21 protein-coding genes are annotated in these 21251 nt (G+C 69.3%); 11 read left to right on the top strand and 10 right to left on the bottom strand.

Annotated features, from left to right (window positions below; all coding sequences use genetic code 11):
- Positions 1 to 357 (bottom strand): TetR/AcrR family transcriptional regulator (locus AX744_RS15530; RefSeq protein ID WP_157543627.1); only part of this gene is annotated, 357 nt, incomplete at its 3' end.
- 81 nt (positions 358 to 438) lie between these two features.
- Between AX744_RS15530 and AX744_RS15525 the strand changes: the two genes are divergently transcribed.
- Complete coding sequence (locus AX744_RS15525; protein ID WP_061017841.1) at positions 439 to 2052, top strand: amidohydrolase; 1614 nt, start codon at positions 439 to 441, stop codon at positions 2050 to 2052.
- 62 nt (positions 2053 to 2114) lie between these two features.
- The gene (locus tag AX744_RS15520; RefSeq protein ID WP_061017839.1) at positions 2115 to 3560 is read left to right on the top strand and encodes a Na+/H+ antiporter NhaC family protein; all 1446 of its coding nucleotides are present in this window, start codon (positions 2115 to 2117) and stop codon (positions 3558 to 3560) included.
- A 15-nt stretch (positions 3561 to 3575) separates the two neighbouring features.
- On the opposite strand, the gene AX744_RS15515 is transcribed toward AX744_RS15520, so the two are convergent.
- Both AX744_RS15515 and AX744_RS15510 read right to left on the bottom strand, forming a co-directional pair.
- Positions 3576 to 3875: a hypothetical protein gene (locus AX744_RS15515; protein ID WP_046747465.1), complete on the bottom strand. Its 300-nt coding sequence runs from the start codon at positions 3873 to 3875 to the stop codon at positions 3576 to 3578.
- 19 nt (positions 3876 to 3894) lie between these two features.
- On the bottom strand, positions 3895 to 5163 hold the full coding sequence (locus AX744_RS15510; protein ID WP_046747466.1) for an Nramp family divalent metal transporter: 1269 nt from the start codon (positions 5161 to 5163) through the stop codon (positions 3895 to 3897).
- Positions 5164 to 5257: 94 nt separating this feature from the next.
- Between AX744_RS15510 and AX744_RS15505 the strand changes: the two genes are divergently transcribed.
- Positions 5258 to 5896, top strand: coding sequence for a TrmH family RNA methyltransferase (locus tag AX744_RS15505; RefSeq protein ID WP_046747467.1), 639 nt, complete (start codon positions 5258 to 5260; stop codon positions 5894 to 5896).
- A gap of 19 nt (positions 5897 to 5915) precedes the next feature.
- Here the strand turns inward: AX744_RS15505 and AX744_RS15500 are convergent, their stop codons facing one another.
- Both AX744_RS15500 and AX744_RS15495 read right to left on the bottom strand, forming a co-directional pair.
- Positions 5916 to 6269 carry a hypothetical protein gene (locus AX744_RS15500; protein ID WP_231728831.1) on the bottom strand — a complete coding sequence of 118 codons (354 nt, stop codon included), beginning with the start codon at positions 6267 to 6269 and terminating at the stop codon, positions 5916 to 5918.
- 109 nt (positions 6270 to 6378) lie between these two features.
- Positions 6379 to 7701: an MATE family efflux transporter gene (locus AX744_RS15495; RefSeq protein ID WP_058631709.1), complete on the bottom strand. Its 1323-nt coding sequence runs from the start codon at positions 7699 to 7701 to the stop codon at positions 6379 to 6381.
- An 84-nt stretch (positions 7702 to 7785) separates the two neighbouring features.
- Here AX744_RS15495 and AX744_RS15490 point away from each other — a divergent pair, with 84 nt between their 5' ends.
- On the top strand, positions 7786 to 8355 hold the full coding sequence (locus AX744_RS15490; protein WP_061017836.1) for a J-domain-containing protein: 570 nt from the start codon (positions 7786 to 7788) through the stop codon (positions 8353 to 8355).
- 66 nt (positions 8356 to 8421) lie between these two features.
- Here the strand turns inward: AX744_RS15490 and AX744_RS15485 are convergent, their stop codons facing one another.
- A complete protein-coding gene (locus tag AX744_RS15485; RefSeq protein WP_061017834.1) occupies positions 8422 to 8910 on the bottom strand; it encodes a DoxX family membrane protein in 489 nt (162 codons plus the stop codon).
- Positions 8907 to 9362: a DM13 domain-containing protein gene (locus AX744_RS15480; RefSeq protein ID WP_061017832.1), complete on the bottom strand. Its 456-nt coding sequence runs from the start codon at positions 9360 to 9362 to the stop codon at positions 8907 to 8909. The genes AX744_RS15485 and AX744_RS15480 overlap by 4 nt, the downstream gene beginning before the upstream one ends.
- A gap of 167 nt (positions 9363 to 9529) precedes the next feature.
- Here AX744_RS15480 and AX744_RS15475 point away from each other — a divergent pair, with 167 nt between their 5' ends.
- From AX744_RS15475 to AX744_RS15455, 5 genes are all read left to right on the top strand, one after another.
- On the top strand, positions 9530 to 10264 hold the full coding sequence (locus tag AX744_RS15475) for a response regulator transcription factor (protein ID WP_058631705.1): 735 nt from the start codon (positions 9530 to 9532) through the stop codon (positions 10262 to 10264).
- Complete coding sequence (locus AX744_RS15470) at positions 10261 to 11415, top strand: sensor histidine kinase (RefSeq protein ID WP_082738548.1); 1155 nt, start codon at positions 10261 to 10263, stop codon at positions 11413 to 11415. The genes AX744_RS15475 and AX744_RS15470 overlap by 4 nt, the downstream gene beginning before the upstream one ends.
- A 10-nt stretch (positions 11416 to 11425) precedes the next feature.
- A complete protein-coding gene (locus AX744_RS15465; protein WP_061017830.1) occupies positions 11426 to 13390 on the top strand; it encodes a M13 family metallopeptidase in 1965 nt (654 codons plus the stop codon).
- A 110-nt stretch (positions 13391 to 13500) separates the two neighbouring features.
- Positions 13501 to 14466, top strand: a complete 966-nt coding sequence (locus tag AX744_RS15460) for a serine hydrolase (protein ID WP_046747475.1) — start codon at positions 13501 to 13503, stop codon at positions 14464 to 14466.
- 42 nt (positions 14467 to 14508) lie between these two features.
- Positions 14509 to 14928, top strand: coding sequence for a hypothetical protein (locus tag AX744_RS15455; RefSeq protein ID WP_061017828.1), 420 nt, complete (start codon positions 14509 to 14511; stop codon positions 14926 to 14928).
- A gap of 12 nt (positions 14929 to 14940) precedes the next feature.
- Here the strand turns inward: AX744_RS15455 and AX744_RS15450 are convergent, their stop codons facing one another.
- Positions 14941 to 16383: an MFS transporter gene (locus AX744_RS15450; protein WP_061017826.1), complete on the bottom strand. Its 1443-nt coding sequence runs from the start codon at positions 16381 to 16383 to the stop codon at positions 14941 to 14943.
- A gap of 69 nt (positions 16384 to 16452) precedes the next feature.
- On the opposite strand from AX744_RS15450, the gene AX744_RS15445 reads away from it, so the two are divergent.
- Positions 16453 to 17142 carry a GNAT family N-acetyltransferase gene (locus AX744_RS15445; protein WP_061017824.1) on the top strand — a complete coding sequence of 230 codons (690 nt, stop codon included), beginning with the start codon at positions 16453 to 16455 and terminating at the stop codon, positions 17140 to 17142.
- Positions 17143 to 17161: 19 nt separating this feature from the next.
- Here the strand turns inward: AX744_RS15445 and AX744_RS15440 are convergent, their stop codons facing one another.
- Positions 17162 to 18631: a peptide MFS transporter gene (locus AX744_RS15440; RefSeq protein ID WP_061017822.1), complete on the bottom strand. Its 1470-nt coding sequence runs from the start codon at positions 18629 to 18631 to the stop codon at positions 17162 to 17164.
- 116 nt (positions 18632 to 18747) lie between these two features.
- On the opposite strand from AX744_RS15440, the gene AX744_RS15435 reads away from it, so the two are divergent.
- Positions 18748 to 20133 carry a glycine--tRNA ligase gene (locus AX744_RS15435; protein ID WP_061017820.1) on the top strand — a complete coding sequence of 462 codons (1386 nt, stop codon included), beginning with the start codon at positions 18748 to 18750 and terminating at the stop codon, positions 20131 to 20133.
- A gap of 129 nt (positions 20134 to 20262) precedes the next feature.
- On the opposite strand, the gene AX744_RS15430 is transcribed toward AX744_RS15435, so the two are convergent.
- Positions 20263 to 21219, bottom strand: coding sequence for a helix-turn-helix transcriptional regulator (locus AX744_RS15430; protein ID WP_046747480.1), 957 nt, complete (start codon positions 21217 to 21219; stop codon positions 20263 to 20265).
- Between the last annotated feature and the right edge of the window lie 32 nt (positions 21220 to 21251).

The following is a 21251-nucleotide window of genomic DNA, read 5'->3' as shown; positions in this document are numbered from 1 at the left end:
TTCGTCGGCATCGATCGGCGAGGTGGCGAGCATCACCATGGCCTCCGGTGCGGCGATCGCGGCGTCGCGGTAGCTGTGCGCCCAGGTGAGCAGTGCGTCCTCGACGGGCAGCTCGTGGAGGACGGGGGAGACGAGCGCACGGCTGACCTGCCCGCGCATGGCCCGGATCACGGCGTCCCGGTTGGCGAAGTGGTGATAGAGCGCGGAGGTGCGCACGCCGAGCGATTCCGCGAGTGCGGTCATGGTGAACTGTCGCGGCGTGCGCTGGGCGCTCAGCCGGAACGCGGCCTTGAGGATGCGCTCCTCGGTGAGCACCTGGGTCGACGGCCGCCCGACGCTGCGCGGAGATTTCGTCATCGTGCTCGATTCTGCTCAGGTGTCTGGTATTTTATTGAAACTCATTCAATACTGAACTCTTCAACGGACGAAGGCACAGTCATGACCGGTTTCGACGCCGACACCATTGTCACCGGCGCACGCGTGGTGACGATGGACCCGCGCCGCCCGTTCGCCACAGCCTTCGCCGTGCGCGAAGGGCGCTTCCTCGCGGTCGGGGACGATGCGCTGGTCCGAGAGCTGCGCGGACCTCGCACCCGCGTACGCGATCTCGGTGGAGCGGCCGTCACGCCTGGACTCATCGACGCGCACCTGCATCCGATCCAGGGGATCGAGCTGACGGCGGGCATCGACCTCGGCGGTCTGACCACCGGGGCGGCGCTGCTCGCCGCCCTTCGCGTCGAGGCCGACCGCGCGCTCGCCGAAGATGCGGACCCGTGGGTGCGCGGCTGGAATCTCGACTACGACGTGTTCCACGACCTGCCGATGACCGCCGCCGCGATCGAGGACGCGGTGCGCGGACTCCCGGCGCTGCTCATCGTGTTCGACGGGCACACCGCTCTCGCCAGCCGCGCCGGCCTGGCCCGGGCGGGCATCACCGGCGCACGCGCGTTCGAGGATTCGTCGTGCGTGGTCGTCGATGCCGACGGCCACCCCACAGGGGAGCTGCGCGAACTCGGCGCCTACGAGCCGGTACGTCTGAGCGCGCCCGCCCGGACCCGTGAGCAGACCCTTGCCATCGGGCACGACCTGCTGCGCGGACTGCGCGACTCCGGACTCACCGGCGGCACGATCATGGACGGCGGCTTCGCCACGCTCGATCTGCTCGATGCTTTGGAGCAGGGTCCGGGTCTTCCCGTCCGCATCGTCTCGGCGATCGACCACGAGCCCGGCTTCGACGAGGAACGGACGATCGAGAACCTGCGGATGCGGGACCGACGCGGCGAGCGCTGGCGGGGCGGATCGGTCAAGCTCTACGCCGACGGCGTGGTCGAGACGGGGACCGCCTGGCTGCACGCGCCCGATTCCGCCGGCGAGGGACTGGAGCCGTTCTGGAAGGACGTGGCCGCGTACGGCCGCACCGTGCGCCGATACACCGAGGCCGGGTTCCAGGTCGCGACGCACGCGATCGGCGACCGGGCGGTGGGCAAGGTCGTCGACGCGTACCTCGCGGCCGGCGTACGCAGCGCTTCCGGCGCCCCGCATCGTATCGAGCACCTCGAGACGACGACCGACCGCGATGTCGCTCGCATCGCCGCCGCCGGGATCACCGCCTCGATGCAGCCCCTGCACATGCAGTGGCGCAAGGCGGACGGCTCGGACGACTGGTCGCACCGGCTCGGACCCGAGCGTGCCGCGCGCGCGTGGCGGGTGCGCGACTACTGGGATGCGGGAGCCCCTCTCGCCCTCGGGTCGGACTGGCCCATCGCGCAGAACGATGCTCGTATCGGCCTCGCATGGTCGATGCTGCGCCGACGGCCCGGTGACCCTGATGCGCCCGTGTTCGAGCCCGACCAGGTGCTCACCCCGTACCAGGCGCTGCACGGCTACACCGTGGGCGCCGCCCTGGCTCAGGGAGATGCCGACCTCGGCCGCATCGCCCCCGGGTTCAAGGCCGACTACGCCGTGTGGGCGGAGAACCCGCTGCACGTCTCCCCGGACGACCTCCCCGACCTTCCCGTACAGGGGACGGTCGTCGGCGGCGTCGAGCCCTGACCCCGGCTCGCCGCCCCCTCGCGCCCGCATCCTCCACACTCCTTCACACTGAGGTGACCCCCATGCCCGAATTCGGCGCTCTCGCGCTCCTGCCCATCGTGGTGATCCTGATCGTCGCGGTCGCCACCAGACGCACCCTGTTCGCCCTCTTCTGCGGCACCGTCGCCGGGGCGCTGATCCTCGGCGGCTGGGGCGGCTTCGACGTCTGGGTCGAGTACACCGGCACAGCCCTCTCCAACGAGACGGCGCAGTGGCTGCTGCTGATCGTCGCGCTGTTCGGCATGCTGATGATGCTGTTCGAGAAGTCGGGCATCGTCACCGATTTCGCCGACTGGGCCGAGCGGTTCGTCACCTCCCGGCGCAAGTCGCTGGTGCTGACCTTCCTGCTCTCGATCGTGCTGTTCGTCGACGACTACCTCAACGTGCTCACCACCGGCACATCGATGAAGCGGGTCACCGACCGCTACCGGGTTCCGCGCACCCAGCTCGGCGCGATCATGAAGATGACGGCCGCGCCGATCGCCGTCCTCATCCCCGTCTCGACGTGGGCTCTGTTCTTCTCCGGGCTCTTCGAGGCGCAGGGGGTGACCGTCGGCGGCACCGGCTTCGGGGCGTACCTGCAGGCGATCCCGTTCATCTTCTTCGGCTGGGCAGCCCTGGCCGTCGCCCTCCTGATGAGCGTCGGCTGGCTGCCGAGGTTCGGCGCGATCAAGCGCGATGCGATCCGTGCCGAGCGCGATGGCGACGTCTTCCCGGTCGGCACGACCGACGAGGAGCGCAGGGCCGAGGGGGCGGCTCTCCTCGCCGAGCTGAAGGCGGACGACCCGGACGGCTCGACCGCGCAGCGCGTGGCGACAGCCCTCGCGACGTCGAACGAGACCGGGAGAAAGCCGCAGCCGTGGGGATTCCTGATCGCCATGGCCGTGCTCGTCGGAGTGACGATCGCGACGAACGCCAACGTGGTCGCCGGCACCGCCGCGTCTCTCGCGGTGACGATCGTGATCGTGCTCGTGCAGCGCCGACTCCGCATCCGCGGGGTGCTGGACGCCGCGCTCGAGGGCATCGAGAGCATGCTGTTCGTGATGGTGCTCACCGTGCTCGCGTTCATGGTGCAGGAGATGAACATCACCCTGCAGCTGGCGGAGTTCGTGATCCAGGTCACCGAGCCCGTGCTCACTCCGGCCCTGCTGCCGGCGATCGTGTTCGCGGTGTGCGGCGTCTACGCCTACGCGACGGGATCGTTCTGGGACCTGGCCGCCGTCATCACCCCGGTCGTCCTCCCTCTCGCGATCGCGCTCGGAGCGGATCCGATCCTCGCGGGTGCCGCCGTGTTCTCCGGTGCGGCGCTCGGCAGCACCACGTGCCTGTACGGCGACGGCATCATCCTCGCGTCGCGGTCGATCGGCATCAAGCCGATCAATCTGATGCTCGCGATCCTGCCCTACGCGGGGATCGCGGCCGGATTGTCGTTCGTGCTCTACCTGGTGACGGGATTCGTCACGGCGTAGTGCCGTCAGCGCGGGTCAGTTCGCGACGGCGACCAGGATGCCGAACGCGGCCTGACCCGCGAAGAAAACGACGAGGAACCCGAGGAGCGCGGCGGCCAGAGACAGGCGGCCGTCGAAGTCCTCGATGTCGGCCATGCCGATCTTGCGTGCCCGGAACGCCAGCACGAGTGTGGCGATTCCGAGGGCGAGCTGCACCCACGGGCTCGCGAGGTCGATGACCTTCGGGAAAGCGATCAGCACGGCGCCGATCACGCCCGTCGCGAAGCCGGTCCAGGTGAGGATGCGGACGTTGCGGCGGGCGTTCTCGGCAGACATGTGTCGAGCCTATCCGGGCTCAGGCGCCCGTCAGCACCAGCCAGAGCAGGGCGCCGTTGAGCGCGATCAGGAGCACGGAGGCGATCACACCTGCCGCCGTCGTCCAGCGGCTGTTCACCCAGGAGCCGAGGGTGCGTCGCTGCGCGGTCAGGGCGACCAGGGGGATCAGTGCGAACGGGATCCCGAACGACAGCACCACCTGGCTGAGGACCAGCGCGAGCGTCGGGTCGAAGCCGATGCCGAGGATCACGAGCGCCGGGATCAACGTGACCAGTCGACGGGCGAGCAGGGGGATGCGCACATGCAGCAGGCCGTGCATGATCTCCGCCCCGGCGTAGGCGCCCACCGAGGTCGACGCCAGCCCTGAGGCGAGCAGACCCACGGCGAAGAAGGTCGCCACGACCGGCCCGAGTCCGGCAGCGAGCGCGGCGTGCGCGCCCTCCAGGGAGTCGGTGCCCTCGACTCCCGCGAGGTTCGCGGCGGCGAGCAACAGGATGCACAGGTTCACGGAGCCGGCGACCACCATGGCGATCGACACGTCCCAGCGGGTGGCCGTGAGCAGGCGGCGGATGCGCGACGCCTCGGTGCGCACGGCCTCGTCGCCGATGTGGTCGGTCGCGGCGCCGAAGCGGTCGCGGGCCAGGGAGGAGTGCGCGTAGATCGCATGCGGCATGATCGTCGCGCCGAGGATGGAGGCGGCGAGCAGGACCGAGCCGGTGTCTTCGAACCGGGGCACCATGCCGCCGATGACGCCCGCCGGGTCGGGGGGCGCGACGAACACGCCTGCGACGAAGCCGATCGTGATGATCGCCATGAGCGCGATGATGACGAACTCGAACGGACGGGCACCGCGACGGCTCTGCACCGTGAGCAGGATCATCGAGACCGCGCCGGTGATGAGGCCGCCGAGCAGCAGCGGCACGTCGAACAGCAGGTTGAGGGCGACCGCGCCTCCGATGACCTCGGCCAGGTCGGTCGCCATCGCGACCAGCTCCGCCTGCAGCCAGTATGCACGGCGGGCCCAGGGGCGCGTGAGCCGTGAGCCCAGCAGCTCCGGGAGGCTCTGCCCGGTGACGACCCCGAGCTTGGCCGACAGGTACTGGATCAGCCAGGCCATCACGTTGCCCGCGACCACGACCCACACCAGCAGGTAGCCGTACTGCGCCCCTGCGGTCATGTTGCTTGCGACGTTGCCGGGGTCCAGATACGCGACGCCCGCGACGAGGGCAGGCCCGAGCAGCCACAGACTGCGCGGAGCCCTGGCCGGGGGAGCGGTCGGGTTCGTCATCGGAGCGGAAGCATTTTTAGGCACACCGAAACCGTAGCGTATTTTTCGGTGGACCTAAATATCCCCGGACGTGTGGCGGCGCTAGCCTGGCGAGATGGATGACGCGAGCACAGGATCGATCGCCCAACCCGGGTACGGCGTGGGCCCGTGGCCCGGAGGCGAGACGGCCTGGCCGGAGGGCGAGCAGTACGACCCTGAGCTCCTGGCGGCGGGGGACACCCGCAACGTGATCGACCGCTACCGCTACTGGCGGATGGAGGCGATCGTCGCCGACCTCGACACCCGGCGGCATCCGTTCCACGTCGCGATCGAGAACTGGCAGCACGACATGAACATCGGGTCGATCGTGCGCAGCGCCAATGCGTTCCTCGCCGACACCGTGCACATCATCGGCCGCCGCCGCTGGAACAAGCGCGGTGCGATGGTCACCGACCGCTACCAGCACGTCGTGCACCACGAAGACGTCGAGACGTTCGCCGCCTGGGCTGCGGCCGAAGGGGTCCCGATCATCGCGGTCGACAACGTCGAGGGAGCGGTACCCGTCGACAAGGCCGATCTGCCGCAGCGCTGCGTGCTGCTGTTCGGGCAGGAGGGTCCCGGCCTCTCAGCCGAGGCGCTCGCCGCTGCGTCCGCCCACATCGAGATCACCCAGTACGGATCCACGCGCTCGATCAACGCCAGCGCCGCGGCCGCCGTGATCATGTACGAGTGGTGCCGGAGATACGCGGCCTGAACCCGGCTCGTGTGATCGGTCAGCCGCGGTCGATGCCGAAGATGTGGCGATAGATCGCGCTCACGTCGCGATCGAGATGATCCATGCGCTCATGCACCGCCCGGATCTCCGTGCGCACGCCGGCGAACTCGCTGCCCGTCTCGGTGCGCACACTCGCGAACTCGTTCCGGAACTCGGTGCGCACGCTCGCGAACTCGTTCCTCATCTCGGTGCGCACGCTCGCGAACTCGTTCCGCATCTCGGTGCGCACGCCCTCGAATCCGTTCTGCATCGTGCGCAGGAACATCGTCGAGATCAGTGTGATCGTGCCGAACATCCCCGCGGCGAAGACGCCGATCAGAGTCCATACCTGTGGCTCCGTGATCCCCAACATCCCTTCAGTGTCCCTCGATCCTCGTCGAGGGCGCCAGGGGTCGGAGACGTAGTATTCCGCGGATTCCGGGCGTTGTGGAGAAGTCGTGATCGCCGGGTTCGGTGCAGTGTCAGGCCGTGGCGGAGAGCCAGCGCCCCGAGCGCACCCGCCAGCCCAGAGTCCCGAGTCGCGCGAGCAGGTACACGCCGAAGAAGGCGACCGCGAGCCACACGAGTCCCGCGGTGCCGTCGACCCCCGTCGCCGTGACGATCCACAGCGCGGGGAGGAACGGCACGAGGTTCAGGCCGCCGGCGATCGCGAGGTATCGGGCGTCGTTCGCGCCCATGAGCACCCCGTCGAGCACGAAGACCACACCGGCGATCGGCTGGGCGACGGCGAGCACGAGCAGCGCCGGTTGCACGAGGGAGGCGATCTCCGCTGATCCGGTGAAGACGATGCCGAGCACCCCCGACAGCGCGGCGATCAGCGCGCCGACGATCACGCCGAACCATGCGCCCCAAGCGACGGTGCGGGCCAGCACACGGTGCACCTGCTGCTCGTCTCCGGCTCCGAGTTCCTTGCCGATGAGCGCTTGCGCGGCGATCGCGAGGGCGTCGAGCGCGAACGCGGCGGCCGAGAAGATCGTGAAGACGATCTGCCATCCGGCCAGCTCGTCCGTGCCGATTCCGGTGGCGACGCCCACGGTCGCGAGCAGTGCGACGCGCAGGCTCACGGTGCGCAGGAACAGCCAGCCGCCCGATGTCGCGGTGCTGCGAAGACCCGCGCCCTGTGCGCGCAGCGAGGCGCTGTGCCGGGTGGCGAGACGACGGACGACCAGCACGTAGGCGGCGACCATCCCCCATTGCGCGGTCACGGTGCCGGCGGCGGAGCCCGCGATGCCCCAGCCGAGTCCGTAGATGAAGAGCCAGTTGAGCAGGGCGTTCGCGCCGAACCCGAGGCCCGCGATCCACAGCGGCGTCATGGTGTCCTGCATTCCGCGCAGGAGTCCGGTCGCGGCGAACACGATGAGCATGGCGGGAAGACCCCACATCGAGATCACGAGGTACTCGTTCGCCTGGGCGGCCACGGCTTCGCTGGCACCGAACAGCGAGACCAGCCACGGCGAGGAGACCGCTCCGATGACCGCGAGCACGGCGCCGAGCCCGAGGGCCAGCCACATGCCGTTGACTCCCACCGAGACGGCCTCTCCCGGCTGCCCCGCTCCGAAGCGCCGGGCGACGGCCGGCGTCGTGGAGTAGGCGAGGAAGACCATGAGTCCCACGATCGTCTGGAGCACGGCTCCTGCGATGCCGAGCCCGGCGAGCGGTGTGGTCCCGAGGTGCCCGACGAGCGCGGCATCCACGATCAGGAACGCGGGCTCCGCGATCAGCGCGCCGAGAGCGGGGATAGCCAGCCTCAGGATCTCTCGGTTGAGGGAGGCGCGCGCGGTCATCCTCCGAGCCTATGACCTGGCGCCGACCTCGCCCGCTGCCATGGACGTAGGGTGAAGGAGACCCGGATGTCACGGAGGTGCATCATGACGGACCCCAGAGACGCGGCGGCGCGGTACCTCGCACGCAGGAGCGAGCGTGCGGACGCCGACGGGAGCGCGGACGGCGACGCGAGCGAGGAGTCGGGGGCCGCACCGGGTTTCGCCGCTGCCGTCGATCCTGCGGCGTTCATCGAGACGGCGATCCAGGTGGCGATCCGTCGCGGAGAGTTCGACGATCTCCCCGGCGCGGGCAAGCCTCTCGAAGGGCTCGGGACCCACCACGATCCCGACTGGTGGATCCGCCGCAAGATCCAGACCGAGAACCTGACCGGCCTCGGGCCGCCCGCGATCCTGCTGCGCACCGAGGACAGGGAGTTGGACGACCAGCTCGACCTGCTCGGGCGCGAGTCCGATGTGCGCGACGTGCTGGAGGACTTCAACCGTCGCGTGCGGGAGGCGCGTCGCCAGCTTCAGGGCGGTCCGCCGGTCGTGACACCCCTCCGTGACGTGGATCACGAGGTGGCCGCCTGGGCCGAGCGCCGTGCCGCACGCCCGGCCCCTGCCCCTGCCGAGCAGCCGCGTCGCCGGCGCTTCCGCGCTCGACGACGCGACTGACCCGGACGCCCGCCCCTCCGCGACGCGATCCGGTCCCCTCTCGGCAGGTTCAGCCCTCCCGTCGCTTCAGCCCTCCCACAGGCCTGAAGCCGTCTCGGTGCCTTGTGCGCGACGCGCACGAAGCCATCCATCCACTCCGAGCCGTGCAGCGGCCGGGACGAGGAGCACGACGGCGGAGAGCATGACCATCGCCGGATACTGGGCGATCAGCTGATCGGCGCTCCAGTAGAGCATCAGTGTTCCGATCGACAGGAAGGCGGTGATCCTGGTCAGCAGGCCCGCGACCAGCAGCACGCCGAGGGCGACCTCGAGGGCGGGCATCACCACGCCGAACAGCTCGGGCGCCGCCCCCATGAACGACCCGAGCGGGGCGAAGAACCACGGCACCCGAGGGTTCCCCTCCGTGCTCTGTGCCACCAGCTCGATGTCGGCCGCCCCGAACCCCGCGCGGTACTTGAGGATGCCCTCGATCAGCCAGAGCACCCCGACCGCCACCCTGGCCCCGCCGCCGAGCAGCGAGAGGACCAGGGCGCGTGCCGGCCGCGCTCCGCTCATGAGAGCTCGGCTGCCCCGAACACGGCCTTCGCCTTGTCGCAGTGGATCACGACGTAGGAGTACTCGGACGTGTCGATGCCGTCGAGGGCGAAGGTCTGCGTCGCGGTGTCGAACGAGACCGCATCGACGAGCATGCCGGCGGAGACCGCGGCCTCGTCCGTGCCGTTCGTGAGGTACACGTGCAGGTCGGGTCCCTCGTCGGACGAGAACCCGGACAGGGCGATCTCGTCGTCGGACACGGTCACGGTGCCCGAAACCTTCTTCTCGTTCAGACCCATGAAAGTGCCGGTCTTCTCGGACATCTTCATCTCGGTCGTCGACGTGCCGGGATCCGCGCTCTGCGACGCCGACGACGAGGGCTTGGTGTCCTCGGTGGCGGCGGGGGAGCTGCACGCCGCGAGGGCGAGAGCGAGGGTGACGGCCGCGGTGGCGGCGAAGGCGGTCTTGCGCATGAGGTTCTCCTGTTCACGGTGTGTGCGACTGTGTGTCCGGAGCGACGGAGGCCGCGGCGGATCGCACTTCGAAGAACGCTACGAACGCGCGGAGGGCGATGGGGGAGACCTTTCAGAACCGTAAGGAACCGCCCGACGGCGCTGAGCCCGCGACTAGTGTCGACCCCATGCAGCAGGAGACCCCCAGGGGGCAGGAGGCACCCGGGCAGCAGACGACCGAGGTGGTGGTCGTCGAGGACGACCCCACCGTCAGAGCGGCCGTCGGCGCGTACCTGCGGGCCAACGGCTACGAGGTGTCGAGTTTCGGAGACGGTGTCTCGGCGCGCACAGCCCTGCGCGAGAGGACGCCGGACGTGGTGATCGTCGACCGCATGCTGCCGGGGATCAGCGGGGACGAGCTCTGCCGCGACCTGCGCTCGTTCTCCGATGTGCCGATCATGATGCTGACCGCTCTCGGGCAGGTGGACGACCGCATCGAAGGGTTCGAGTTCGGCGTCGATGACTACCTTGCCAAGCCCTTCTCGCTGCGGGAGCTGTCGATGCGCGTCGGCGCCCTGGTCCGCCGCGCGCAGGCCGTCCAGGCCGCGGCGGGCGAGGTGCGCGCCGGAGTGTTCGCGATCGATCCGCTTCGTCGCCGTGTCTGGGTGCGTGGCGAGGAGATCGCCCTCACCGGCCGCGAGTACGATCTGCTGCTCTTCCTCGCGCGCAACGAGGGGCGAGCACTCGGGCGGGAGGAGATCCTGCGCGAGGCGTGGGGGTGGAGCTTCGGCGAGGCATCGACCGTCACGGTGCATGTGCGCCGGCTCCGGGAGAAGATCGAACAGGATCCGCGCGACCCCGTCCACCTGCGCACGGAGTGGGGCGTCGGCTACCGGTTCTCGACCGACGGGGACCGATCATGATCGTGCTCGCCGCACCCGATGTGCTGCTGATCGTGCTGACGTGCCTGCTGGCGGCCGTGGTCGTCGCGGCGCTCACCCTCGCCCTGTTGCGAATGCTCCGGCGCCGGTCGGTCCGTGCGCAGCTCATGCTGGTCGCCAGCGCAGGGGTCGTCACGATGGCGGCTTCGGTCGTCGCGATTGCGGTGGAGATGTACATCTCCACACACGACCTCACGGTGCTGCTCGCCGTGATCGGGGTGTCCCTCGTCCTGGGGCTGGCGACCGCCTGGGTCGCGGCGAGAGCGATGAGGGCGTCGTTCGACCGTTTCTCGGCATCGCTCGAGGAGATGGGCCGCGGCGGAGTGATCGTCGCGGGAGCCGGCGGATCCCGCGAACTGGACGGCCTGTCGATGCAGCTGGCCGAGGTCTCGGCGAAGGTGGATGCCGCCAACGCCGAGCTGGAGCGTCTCGATTCGGCCCGGCGGCGCTTCTTCGCCTGGATCTCTCACGACCTCCGCACTCCCCTGACGGCGGTGCGCGCGCTCGCCGAGTCGATCGAGGACGGGGCTGCCGACGCACCGGAGCGCTTCGCCGGGCAGGTGCGGGCGCAGGTGGAGACGATGAGCCGCATGGTCGACGAGCTGTTCGAGCTGTCGAAGCTGACATCCGGCGCCGTGCAGCTGCAGACGCAGCAGGTCGAGCTGCTCGATGTGGTCTCCGACGCGGTCGCCGACGTCGCGGTCGCGGCTGCCGCACACGACGTGCGCATCGTCGAGCGCGGGGTGGGTGGGCACGTGCTCTGGGCCGATCCGCATCAGCTCGGGCGCATCATCGTCAATCTGCTGACGAACGCGATCCGGCACGCGCCACGCGGCACGGAGATCGTCATCTCCGCCACCGAGGCGGACCGGAACAGACTCGTGCTCGGCATCCTCGATCACGGAGCCGGAGTGGCGGTGGAAGACCTCGACCGCATGTTCGACGTGGGCTGGCGCGAGGACGCCGCCCGCACCTCGGCCGGCGATCAGGGCGGTGTCGCCTCCGGAGCGGGGCTCGGACTGTCGATCGCCCGCGGCCTCGCCCGTGCCCACGGCGGCGAGGTGTTCGCCGAGCGCACCGACGAGGGATTCCGCATGAACGTGCTCCTGCCGTTCGGGGGAGGCGGGTCATAGGCTGGAGCGCATGACTGACGTTCTTCCCGTGGGCCTCGCCCTTGATGAGTTCAGCTCCGACATCCGCCCCCAGGACGACCTGTATCGCCACGTGAACGGCGCCTGGCTCGCCCGTACCGAGATCCCGGGCGACAAGGCGCGCTGGGGCTCGTTCCACCTTCTCGCCGAGCAGGCGGAGAAGGATGTGCGCGCCATCATCGAGGAGTCGCAGGACGCCGCGGAAGGCACGCTCGCCCGCAAGATCGGCGACCTGTTCGCGAGCTTCATGGACACCGAGCGCATCGATGCCGCCGGTGTCGCCCCGCTCGCCGAGACGCTCGCCGAGATCGATGCGATCGCCGACGTTCCGACGTTCCTGCGCACGGTGGGCGCCTACGACCGCGACGGCCGCGCCTCGATCATCGGTCTCTACGTCGACGGCGACCCCGGCAACCCCGAGCGCTACCTCCCCGTGCTCGTGCAGTCGGGTCTGTCGCTTCCCGACGAGAGCTACTTCCGGCTCGACACCTTCGCCGACACGAGGACCGCGTACCGCGCGCACCTCGAGCGTCTGCTGACCCTGGCCGGCGTGGGCGATGCCGCGGCGAACGCCGACCGCGCGATCGTTCTCGAGACCGAGTTGGCGGGCCACCACTGGGACAACGTGCGCAGCCGTGACGCCGTGGCGACGTACAACCTCAAGACCTGGGACGAGCTGCAGGCACTCGCGGGCGTCGACCTGGCTCCGTGGCGCGAGGCGGTCTCGCCGTCGAACCCCACCGCTTTCGACGAGGTCGTCGTCGCGCAGCCCAGCTTCTTCGAGGGGCTCGGTTCGCTGCTGACCCCCGAGCGGCTGGACGACTGGAAGGCCTGGCTGCGGGCGAAGGCCGTGCACGCCGCCGCCCCGTACCTGACCGACGACCTCGTGCAGGAGAACTTCTCGTTCTACGGCACCGAGCTCACCGGAGTGCCGACGATCCGGGAGCGCTGGAAGCGTGGCGTCTCGCTCACCGAGGGGGCGCTCGGCGAGGCCATCGGCAAGGTCTACGTCGAGCGGCACTACCCGCCGACGGCGAAGGCCGCCATGGACGAGCTGGTCGCGAACCTGATCGAGGCGTATCGGCGGAGCATCACCGACCTCGAGTGGATGACGGCCGAGACCCGCGAGCGCGCGCTCGCCAAGCTCGACTCGTTCACCCCGAAGATCGGGCATCCCGAGGTGTGGCGCGACTACTCCAGCCTCGAGATCGACAGGGGAGACCTGTTCGGCAACGTGCGCCGGGCGTCGATCTTCGAGCACGACCGCAACGTCGACAAGGTGGGCAAGCCCATCGATCGCGACGAGTGGCACATGCCGCCGCAGATGGTCAACGCGTACTACAACCCGTCGATGAACGAGATCGTCTTCCCCGCGGCCATCCTGCAGTACCCGTTCTTCGACGCAGGGCGTGACGCCGCGGCGAACTACGGCGGCATCGGTGCGGTCATCGGTCATGAGATCGGGCACGGCTTCGACGACCAGGGCAGCCGCTACGACGGCGATGGACGCCTGCAGGACTGGTGGACCGATGCCGACCGCTCGGCGTTCGAGGAGCGCACCAAGGCGCTCATCGCGCAGTACGACGCGCTCGTCCCGGAGGGCCTCGATGCCGAGCACCACGTGAACGGCGCGCTCACCATCGGCGAGAACATCGGCGACCTCGGCGGTCTCGGCATCGCGTTGAAAGCATACGAGCTGTCGCTGGACGGCCAGGAGGCCCCGGTCATCGACGGGTACACGGGGGTGCAGCGCCTGCTGCTGTCATGGGCGCAGGTGTGGCAGCAGAAGAGCCGTGACGCCGAGACGCTGCGCCTGCTCACGATCGACCCGCACTCGCCCAACGAGTTCCGCTGCAACCAGATCGTGCGCAACATCGACGCCTTCTACGAGGCGTTCGGCGTGACCGAGTCCGACGCGCTGTGGTTGCCTGCGCCGTCGCGTGTGACCATCTGGTGACAGATCGTCGCACTCTGTGAATCATCCCCCGGCGGTGGGGTTACGATAGCCCTGCCGCCGGGGATCGCCTTCCCGCGGTATCCCGCACATCCACCCCCCTAAGGATCAGCGTGGGCGCTCTCGAGCCTGGTGAAGGCTTCCGCAACTCCTCGGCCCCCGAGTCTCTCGACGGTGCCCAGGAGGCCTCGGGTGCTGGGCGCCGTTCGCAGCGCACCAGCCGCCGGCTTCCGCGCCGCGCGGCGGCGGGACGACGCTCGTTCACGGCCACGCTCCGTGCGCTGGAGGGGCTGGTCGATTCCGGAGCGCAGGTCTCGGTGCACGTGGTCGACCTCGACAACCATGTGCATGTGCTGGCCGGCGACGACCACGTGACGATGCCGATCGCCGGTCTCGGCGTGGTGCCGCTTTTGATCGAGGTCGCTGCGGGCTTCCAGAGCGGTGCTCTCGATCCGTTCGAGATCGTCGAGCGGGAGAGTGTCGACGCCGTGGAGACCTCGGGGCTGTGGCGGCATCTGCACGCGCCGGCGCTGCCCCTGGAAGACCTCGCGGTGATGGCGGCGACCGCGGGCGATCCGATCGCGGTGAACGCCCTGCTGCAGCGGGTGGGGCATGATCGCGTGCGTGAGCGCATCGAGTCGCTCGGACTGCGCCGCACGGCTCTGCTCGATCGCTTCCGCGACCGCCGCGGCCCCGACGACGCCCCGCAGGTGGCCGTGGGGTCGGCGCGCGAGCTCGCCGGGCTGTTCTCCGCCCTCGTGAACTCGCAGGTGGTCGATGTCGCCGTCAGCGCACAGGTGTCCGAGTGGCTCAGCCTCAACCAGGATCTGAGTCTGGTCGCGGCCTCCACCGGCCTCGACCCTTTCGCCCACGATCACGATGCGCACGGCCTGCTGTTCGTGAACAAGACCGGGAGGGATCGCGGAGTGCGGGCCGAGGCGGGTGTGCTGGCCGGGCCCCGAGCCGGTGTCGCGTACTCGCTCATCGTGTGCTTCGACGACCTCTCGATCACCCACCGTCTGCGCGCGCACGACGCCTTCCGCGTGCTCGGCGTCGAACTCATGGAGTACACGCACTGACGTCGACGCGGGCGAGCTCACCCGCACCGCTAGCATCGGGGGATGCCTCGATCTGACTGGACCCCGCATCGCCGCGACGACGGCGAGCTGCTCGGGTGGATCCATCCCGAGGGTGAGGACTGGGTGGCGGTCGACGTGCTCGGACGCCCCGCGTCGGTTCCCACCGAATGGCTCGACGCCGAAGCGGCACTCGAGGAGCACGGCATCGCCTGGCTCGCCGACCCCTGGATGCTCGAGGGCGAGGCGCTGTTGGACGGCGAGGCCGACCGTCCGCTCCGGGTGCGCATCCTCGAGGTGACCCCCGACGAAGACGGTTCGCCCGGTCGAATCGTCGTGAAGATCGACGACTTCGGCGACATGACGCGTCCGGCTGCTGCGCAGTTCGTCCTGGCATGGCCGATCCCGGACCGCCTCCGCCCGCCGCGCGCCGACGACCCCGACCCCCGCACGATCGCCGGCTGACGCCGACGCGTCTCAGCCCGGCAGCGAGGGGCGCTGCTCGGAGCTCCGCTGCTTCGGGATGAACAGCGACAGCACCACCGCGATGATGCCGGCGGCGATGGCGAGCCAGAAGCACACCTCGAAGGCAGCGCGTGTCGGGACGGCGACTCCGCCGACGTCGACGCTCATCGCGGCGAGGACACCGCCCATCACCGCCGAGGCGCTGGATGTGCCGACCGATCGGAACAGGGCGTTCAGTCCGTTGGAGGCTCCGGTCTCGTTCGCCGGGACCGAGCGCATGATGATCATCGGCATGGCCGCGAACGTGAACCCGATGCCCACTCCGATGAAGATGTTGGCCACGAAGATGTGCCACACCTCGGAAGACCACAGCAGCACGAAGACATAGGCGAGCACGATCGCGCCGGCACCGACCGTGAACAGCGGACGCGGTCCGACGGTGCGCTCGAGCCAGCCGGAGAGGGGCGAGATGACCATCATCACGAGACCGGCCGGCATGATCACGAGGGAGGCGGCGAGCATGTCGAGGCCGAACCCCGCACCGCCGATCGTCGGCATCTCGAGCAGCTGTGGGAACGTGACGTTCGAGGCGAAGAGCGCGAAACCCATCCCGATCGCGGCGATGTTCGTGAACAGCACCGCGGGGCGGGCGGCGACACGCAGGTCGAGCAGCGGATCCTTCGTGCGCAGCTGATACCAGCCCCACACCAGCAGCAGCACGAGTCCGCCGATGATGCAGGTGAGCGTCAGAGGAGACGTCCATCCCCATTGCGCACCCCGCGAGACGAAGAGCAGGATGCCCGTGAGGCCGATCGCGAGTCCGATGGCTCCGATCACGTCGAGCCGCCCGGGAGAGCGCAGCACATCTTCGGGGATCACCGCCAGCACCAGGGCGAGGCCGACGACACCGAGTGAGGCGGCGAGCCAGAAGAGCATGTGCCAGTCGGCGTTCTGGGCGAGGAGCGCGGCCACCGGCATCCCGATCGCGCCGCCGACGCCCATCGTGGCGCTCATGAGGGCGACCGCGGTGCCCAGCCGTTCAGGAGGGAGCACATCGCGCATGATCGCGATGCCGAGCGGGACGACGCCGGTCACCGCACCCTGCAGCGCGCGGCCGATGATCACGCCGACGATCGAGCCGGAGACGGCGGCGATCACGGACCCGAGGATCAGGATCGCGAGCAGGGCGATCACGACACGGCGTTTTCCGTACATGTCGCCGAGCCGGCCCGAGATCGGGGTGGCGACCGCGGCGACGAGCAGCGTGATCGTGACGACCCAGGTGGTGTCCTCGCGGGAGGCGTTCAGCAGCTGGGGCAGCTCGGCCTGCAACGGCACGACCAGCGTGAACATGAACGACGAGCAGAGCCCCGCGAAGGCGAGGACCGCGACGATCGCCCAACGGGGAGGAGTGCGGGAGAGACGCTTCCTCGCTCTGTCATCGCTCGCACCCATCGGCTCAGGCTATCGCCGAATCCTCGTGCCGGATTCCTCGAACGGGCCGAGGAGGGGCAGACTGGGTGCGTGCGAACCATCCGTGATCTCGACACCGTTGAACTCATCCTCGACGCCCAGGGCCTGCTCGACTCCATCAGGGGTCCGCAGCGCGTGGTGGATGCCGGAACCCTGCGCGCCCTGCAGCAGTCGGGCAACTACGTCGTCGGCTTCTTCGACGGCGAGGGCGACGACGAGCGCATGGTCGGCGCGTCCATCGCCTTCTTCGGCGAGCCGGCCCGACGTGCGATGCACTCCCACATCACCGCCCTGCTGCCCGAGTACCGCGGGCGCGGCTGGGGTCGCGAGCTCAAGGAGCATCAGCGACAGTGGGCGTTCTCCCGCGACGTCGGCCGCATCACGTGGGTGTTCGATCCGCTGGTGGCGCGCAACGCGCACTTCTTCTTCACGGTGCTGGGTGCCCGTGCCACCGGATACTCGGTCAACCGCTACGGCATCTTCGGCGGCGGTGACGCGGGCGACGAGAGCGACCGACTCGACGTCGAATGGGCACTCGCCGACATCGCCAAGCCCCCGGCCGACGACGCGGTCGTGGAGACCCTCGAGATCCCGGCCGACATCGAGGCGCTGCGCGTCTCCGATCCTGCGGCCGCCCACGAGTGGCGCCTGCGCCTGCGTGCGCAGATGGAGGGCCTGCTCGGCAGCGGCCTCCGGATCGCCGGGTACGACACCGAACGCGGCTACCTCTTCACGGCGTGATGCGGGATGCGCGGAGTGCTCAGCGCACCCCGCGCATCAGCTTCAGCACGGGCTTCACGCTGAGCAGCAGTCCGATGCCGACGACGATCGCGATGCCGCCGAGGATCGAGAAGAACGGCACCTCGTCGTCGGGGTTGTAGAACCGCACGAGCTCGCCTGAGATCGCCGTGCCGAGCGCGATCGACAGGAAGAACAGCGCGACCATCTGGGTGCGGAAGACGGTCGGTGCGAGCTTGGTGGCCGCCGACAGGCCGACGGGGGAGATGAGCAGCTCCGCCACGGTGAACACGAAGAGGATCCCGACGATCGCGAGCAGCGGTGTGGAGTTCTCCCCGCCACCGGCGAACGGCAGGAAGAGCAGGAACGCCGACCCCATGATGATCGCCGCCAGGGCGAACTTGACCGGCGTCGAGGGCTGACGCTTACCCAGACGGGTCCAGATCGCCGCGAAGACGCCCGACAGGATGATGATGAAGACCGGGTTGATCGACTGCACCCACGACACGGGCATCTCCCAGCCGAACAGGTTCCGGTCCAGGCGCTGGTCGGAGTAAATCGTCAGCACCGTGAACTGCTGCTGGTACAGCGACCAGAACGCGACGCTGGTGATGAAGAGCGGCAGGAAGGCCCACACGCGCGAGCGTTCGGTGGCGTCGATCCGACGGCTGCCGAGGATCACCGAGAAGTAGGCGACGGCGGCGATGATCGTGACGCCGATAACCAGGGCGGCCAGGTTGTCCGGGCGGATCACCCCGGTCAGCACCAGGACGGTGATGACCACCACCGCGGCTCCGGCGATGACTCCGACCAGGAGGTACCGGGACTTCGGGAGCGGATTCGGCACCTCACGCGCTGAGGCGGGGAGCGACTTGCGGCCGAACGAGTACTGGATGAGTCCCAGCGTCATGCCGATGGCCGCGAGGCCGAAGCCGTAGTGGAAGCCCAGCGACGACTGCAGGATGCCGGTGAGGATCGGGCCCAGGAACGCGCCGAGGTTGATCCCGAGGTAGAAGAGCGAGAAGCCCGCGTCGCGTCGAGGATCGTCTTCGCTGTAGAGAGTGCCGACGACGGACGACGCATTCGCCTTGAGTCCACCGGATCCGACGGCCACGAGCACGAGACCGACGCCCACACCGACCGCGCCGGGGAGCAGCGCGAGGGCGAGGTGTCCCGCGACGATGACCATCGCGCTGACGAACAGCACCCGCTCGGCGCCGAAGAGGCGATCCGCGAGCCAGGCTCCCAGGATCGTCGACAGGTAGACCGATCCTCCATAGGCGCCAACGATGCCGCCGGCGACCGCCTTGGGGATGCCGAGGCCGCCCTCGGTCACCTCGAAGTACAGGTAGATGAGCAGGATGCCCTGCATGCCGTAGAAGCTGAAGCGCTCCCACATCTCGACGCCGAAGATGTGCACCAGTGCCCACGGCTGCCCGAAGAAGCGGGTGTCGTCGTCGCGGGTCCGCGGTGTTCGCGCTGCAGTGCTCATCCCCAGGACGCTACTCCGGCGCAGCCGCGGAGGCCAGGGAGCGCGCGGGAACGACGGATAGAATGGGATGCCCGTGTTCGCGGGTTCTCCTCCCGCATCCGACCATTGGAGCCACCATGGCCGAACAGTCCCGCCTCGACAAGGTCATCGCCCTCGCCCGCCACCGCGGGTTCGTGTTCCAAGCGGGTGAGATCTACGGCGGTTCCCGGTCGGCCTGGGACTACGGCCCCCTGGGCACGGAGCTCAAGGAGAACATCCGCCGCCAGTGGTGGCAGACCTTCGTGCGGGGTCGCGGCGACATGGTGGGCCTGGACTCCAGCATCATCCTCCCCAAGCGCGTGTGGGAGGCGTCGGGCCACGTCGCGACCTTCACCGACCCGCTGGTCGAGTGCCTGCAGTGCCACAAGCGCTTCCGTGCCGACAACCTCATCGAGGACTTCGAGGCGCGCAAGGGCCGCAAGGCCGAGAACGGTCTGGCCGACATCCCCTGCCCGAACTGCGGCACCAAGGGGCAGTACACCGAGCCGAAGGCCTTCTCCGGTCTGGTGAAGACGTATCTCGGCGTGGTCGACGACGAGTCCGGCCTCTACTACCTGCGCCCCGAGACCGCGCAGGGCATCTTCGTGAACTTCTCGAACGTGCTCACCGCGAGCCGCAAGAAGCCTCCGTTCGGCATCGGCCAGGTCGGCAAGGCCTTCCGCAACGAGATCACCCCCGGCAACTTCATCTTCCGCACGCGCGAGTTCGAGCAGATGGAGATCGAGTTCTTCACGCCGCCGGCTGAGGCCCAGGAGTGGTTCGAGCACTGGGTCGAGGCCTGCTGGAACTGGTTCATCGACCTCGGCATCGATCCGGAGAACATGCGTCAGTTCGACGTGCCGGAAGACGACCGCGCGCACTACTCGGCCGGCACGATCGACGTCGAGTACAAGTTCGGCTTCGCGGGCAAGGAGTGGGGCGAGCTCATGGGTGTCGCCAACCGCACCGACTACGACCTCTCCAGCCACAGCGAGGCATCCGGCCAGAGCCTGACGTACTTCGACCAGGCCACGGGCGAGCGCTACACCCCGTACGTGATCGAGCCGTCGTTCGGCCTCACCCGCGCGATGATGGCGTTCCTCGTCGACGCCTATGTTGAGGAGCAGGTGCCCAACGCCAAGGGCGGCACCGACGTGCGCACGGTGCTCAAGCTCGACCCGCGCCTCGCTCCGGTCAAGGCCGCGGTGCTGCCGCTGTCGCGCAATGAGAAGCTGTCGCCGCTCGCCCGCGAGGTCGCCGACACGCTCCGCAGCTCGTGGGCCGTCGACTTCGACGACGCGGGTGCCATCGGCCGCCGCTACCGTCGCCAGGACGAGATCGGCACCCCGTTCTGCGTCACGGTCGACTTCGACTCTCTCGACGACCGTGCGGTCACCGTGCGCGACCGCGACACCATGGCGCAGGAGCGCGTCTCGATCGACGAGCTGCAGGCCTACCTCGCGGAGCGTCTGCGCGGCGCCTGAGCGCTCTCACCTCTCTCTCCCTCTCGCTCTCGCTCGCCCTTCGCCGAGACCCATCCCCACCGCCGAGACCCATCGTGATCGGAGCACGTAGGAGTGGGTCTCGAAGGGGAGGGTGGGTTTCGATCCCCGTCATGATCCCCGCACGGCGCGCGCGTAGCGCTCGGAGAGGAGCTGCAGGCGGGGGAGCAGCTCGGGCGGACTCTCGACCGTGAAATCCATCATCAGCATCCCGATGTAGGCGGCGATGGTGTCGAGGCTGTCGGCACCGGTGACGAGGATGCAGTGCTCGTCGTCGACGGGTTCGACCACCCCGACCGCGGCGTGGATGCGGTCGAGCACGGCCTCCGCCGGCGCGTCGATGCGCAGTCGGGCGTGCACGATCCACCCGCTCACCGCGATGGTCCGCATCGCGAAGGCCGTGTAGTCGCCACCCGGGAGCGGTCGCGCGTCGAAGCGGCGGTGCGTCGGCATCCGCAGGTCCATCCAGTCGACCCGGTACGTTCCCCACTCGTCGGCGTCGGGGTCGCGTGCCACGAGGTACCAGCGCCGCACCCAGGTGAGCAGCCGATACGGCTCGACCAGCCGGGGAGCCCCCTCGTAGTCGAAGCGCAGCCACTCCTGGTCGCGGATGGCGCGCGCGATGGCCTGCAGCGACGCGGCGTCGACTTCGGGGTCGGGCGCGTCGGTGTCGTTGTTCTCCGGGGCGCGGTCGACGCTGGATCGGAGCGCGTCGACGGTGGGGCGCAGGTGCGACGGCAGCACCTGTTCCAGCTTGGCGAGCGCTCTCGCCCCCGACTCTTCGACCCCCGCGATGCCGGCGGCGGCGCGGAGTCCGACCGTGACCGCCACGGCCTCCTCATCGTCGAGGAGGAGCGGAGGGAGGGTGCCGCCCGCCCCGAGACGATATCCGCCGACGGATCCGCGCGTGGCGTCGACGGGATACCCGAGTTCGCGCAGTCTCTCGATGTCGTGCCGCACGGTGCGCGAGGAGACACCGAGTCGGACCGCGAGGTCGGTGCCGGAACGCCCGGGGCCGGTCTGCAACAGGGCCAGCAGCGCGAGCAGTCGAGCGGTCGGATCAGCCATCGGAACTCCTCGAAAAGTCGTGCATCCATTAG

This window comes from Microbacterium sp. CCH5-D1 (genome assembly GCF_001557335.1).
Lineage (GTDB): Bacteria > Actinomycetota > Actinomycetes > Actinomycetales > Microbacteriaceae > Microbacterium > Microbacterium oxydans.
This window is presented reverse-complemented; position numbering and strand designations above follow the sequence as displayed.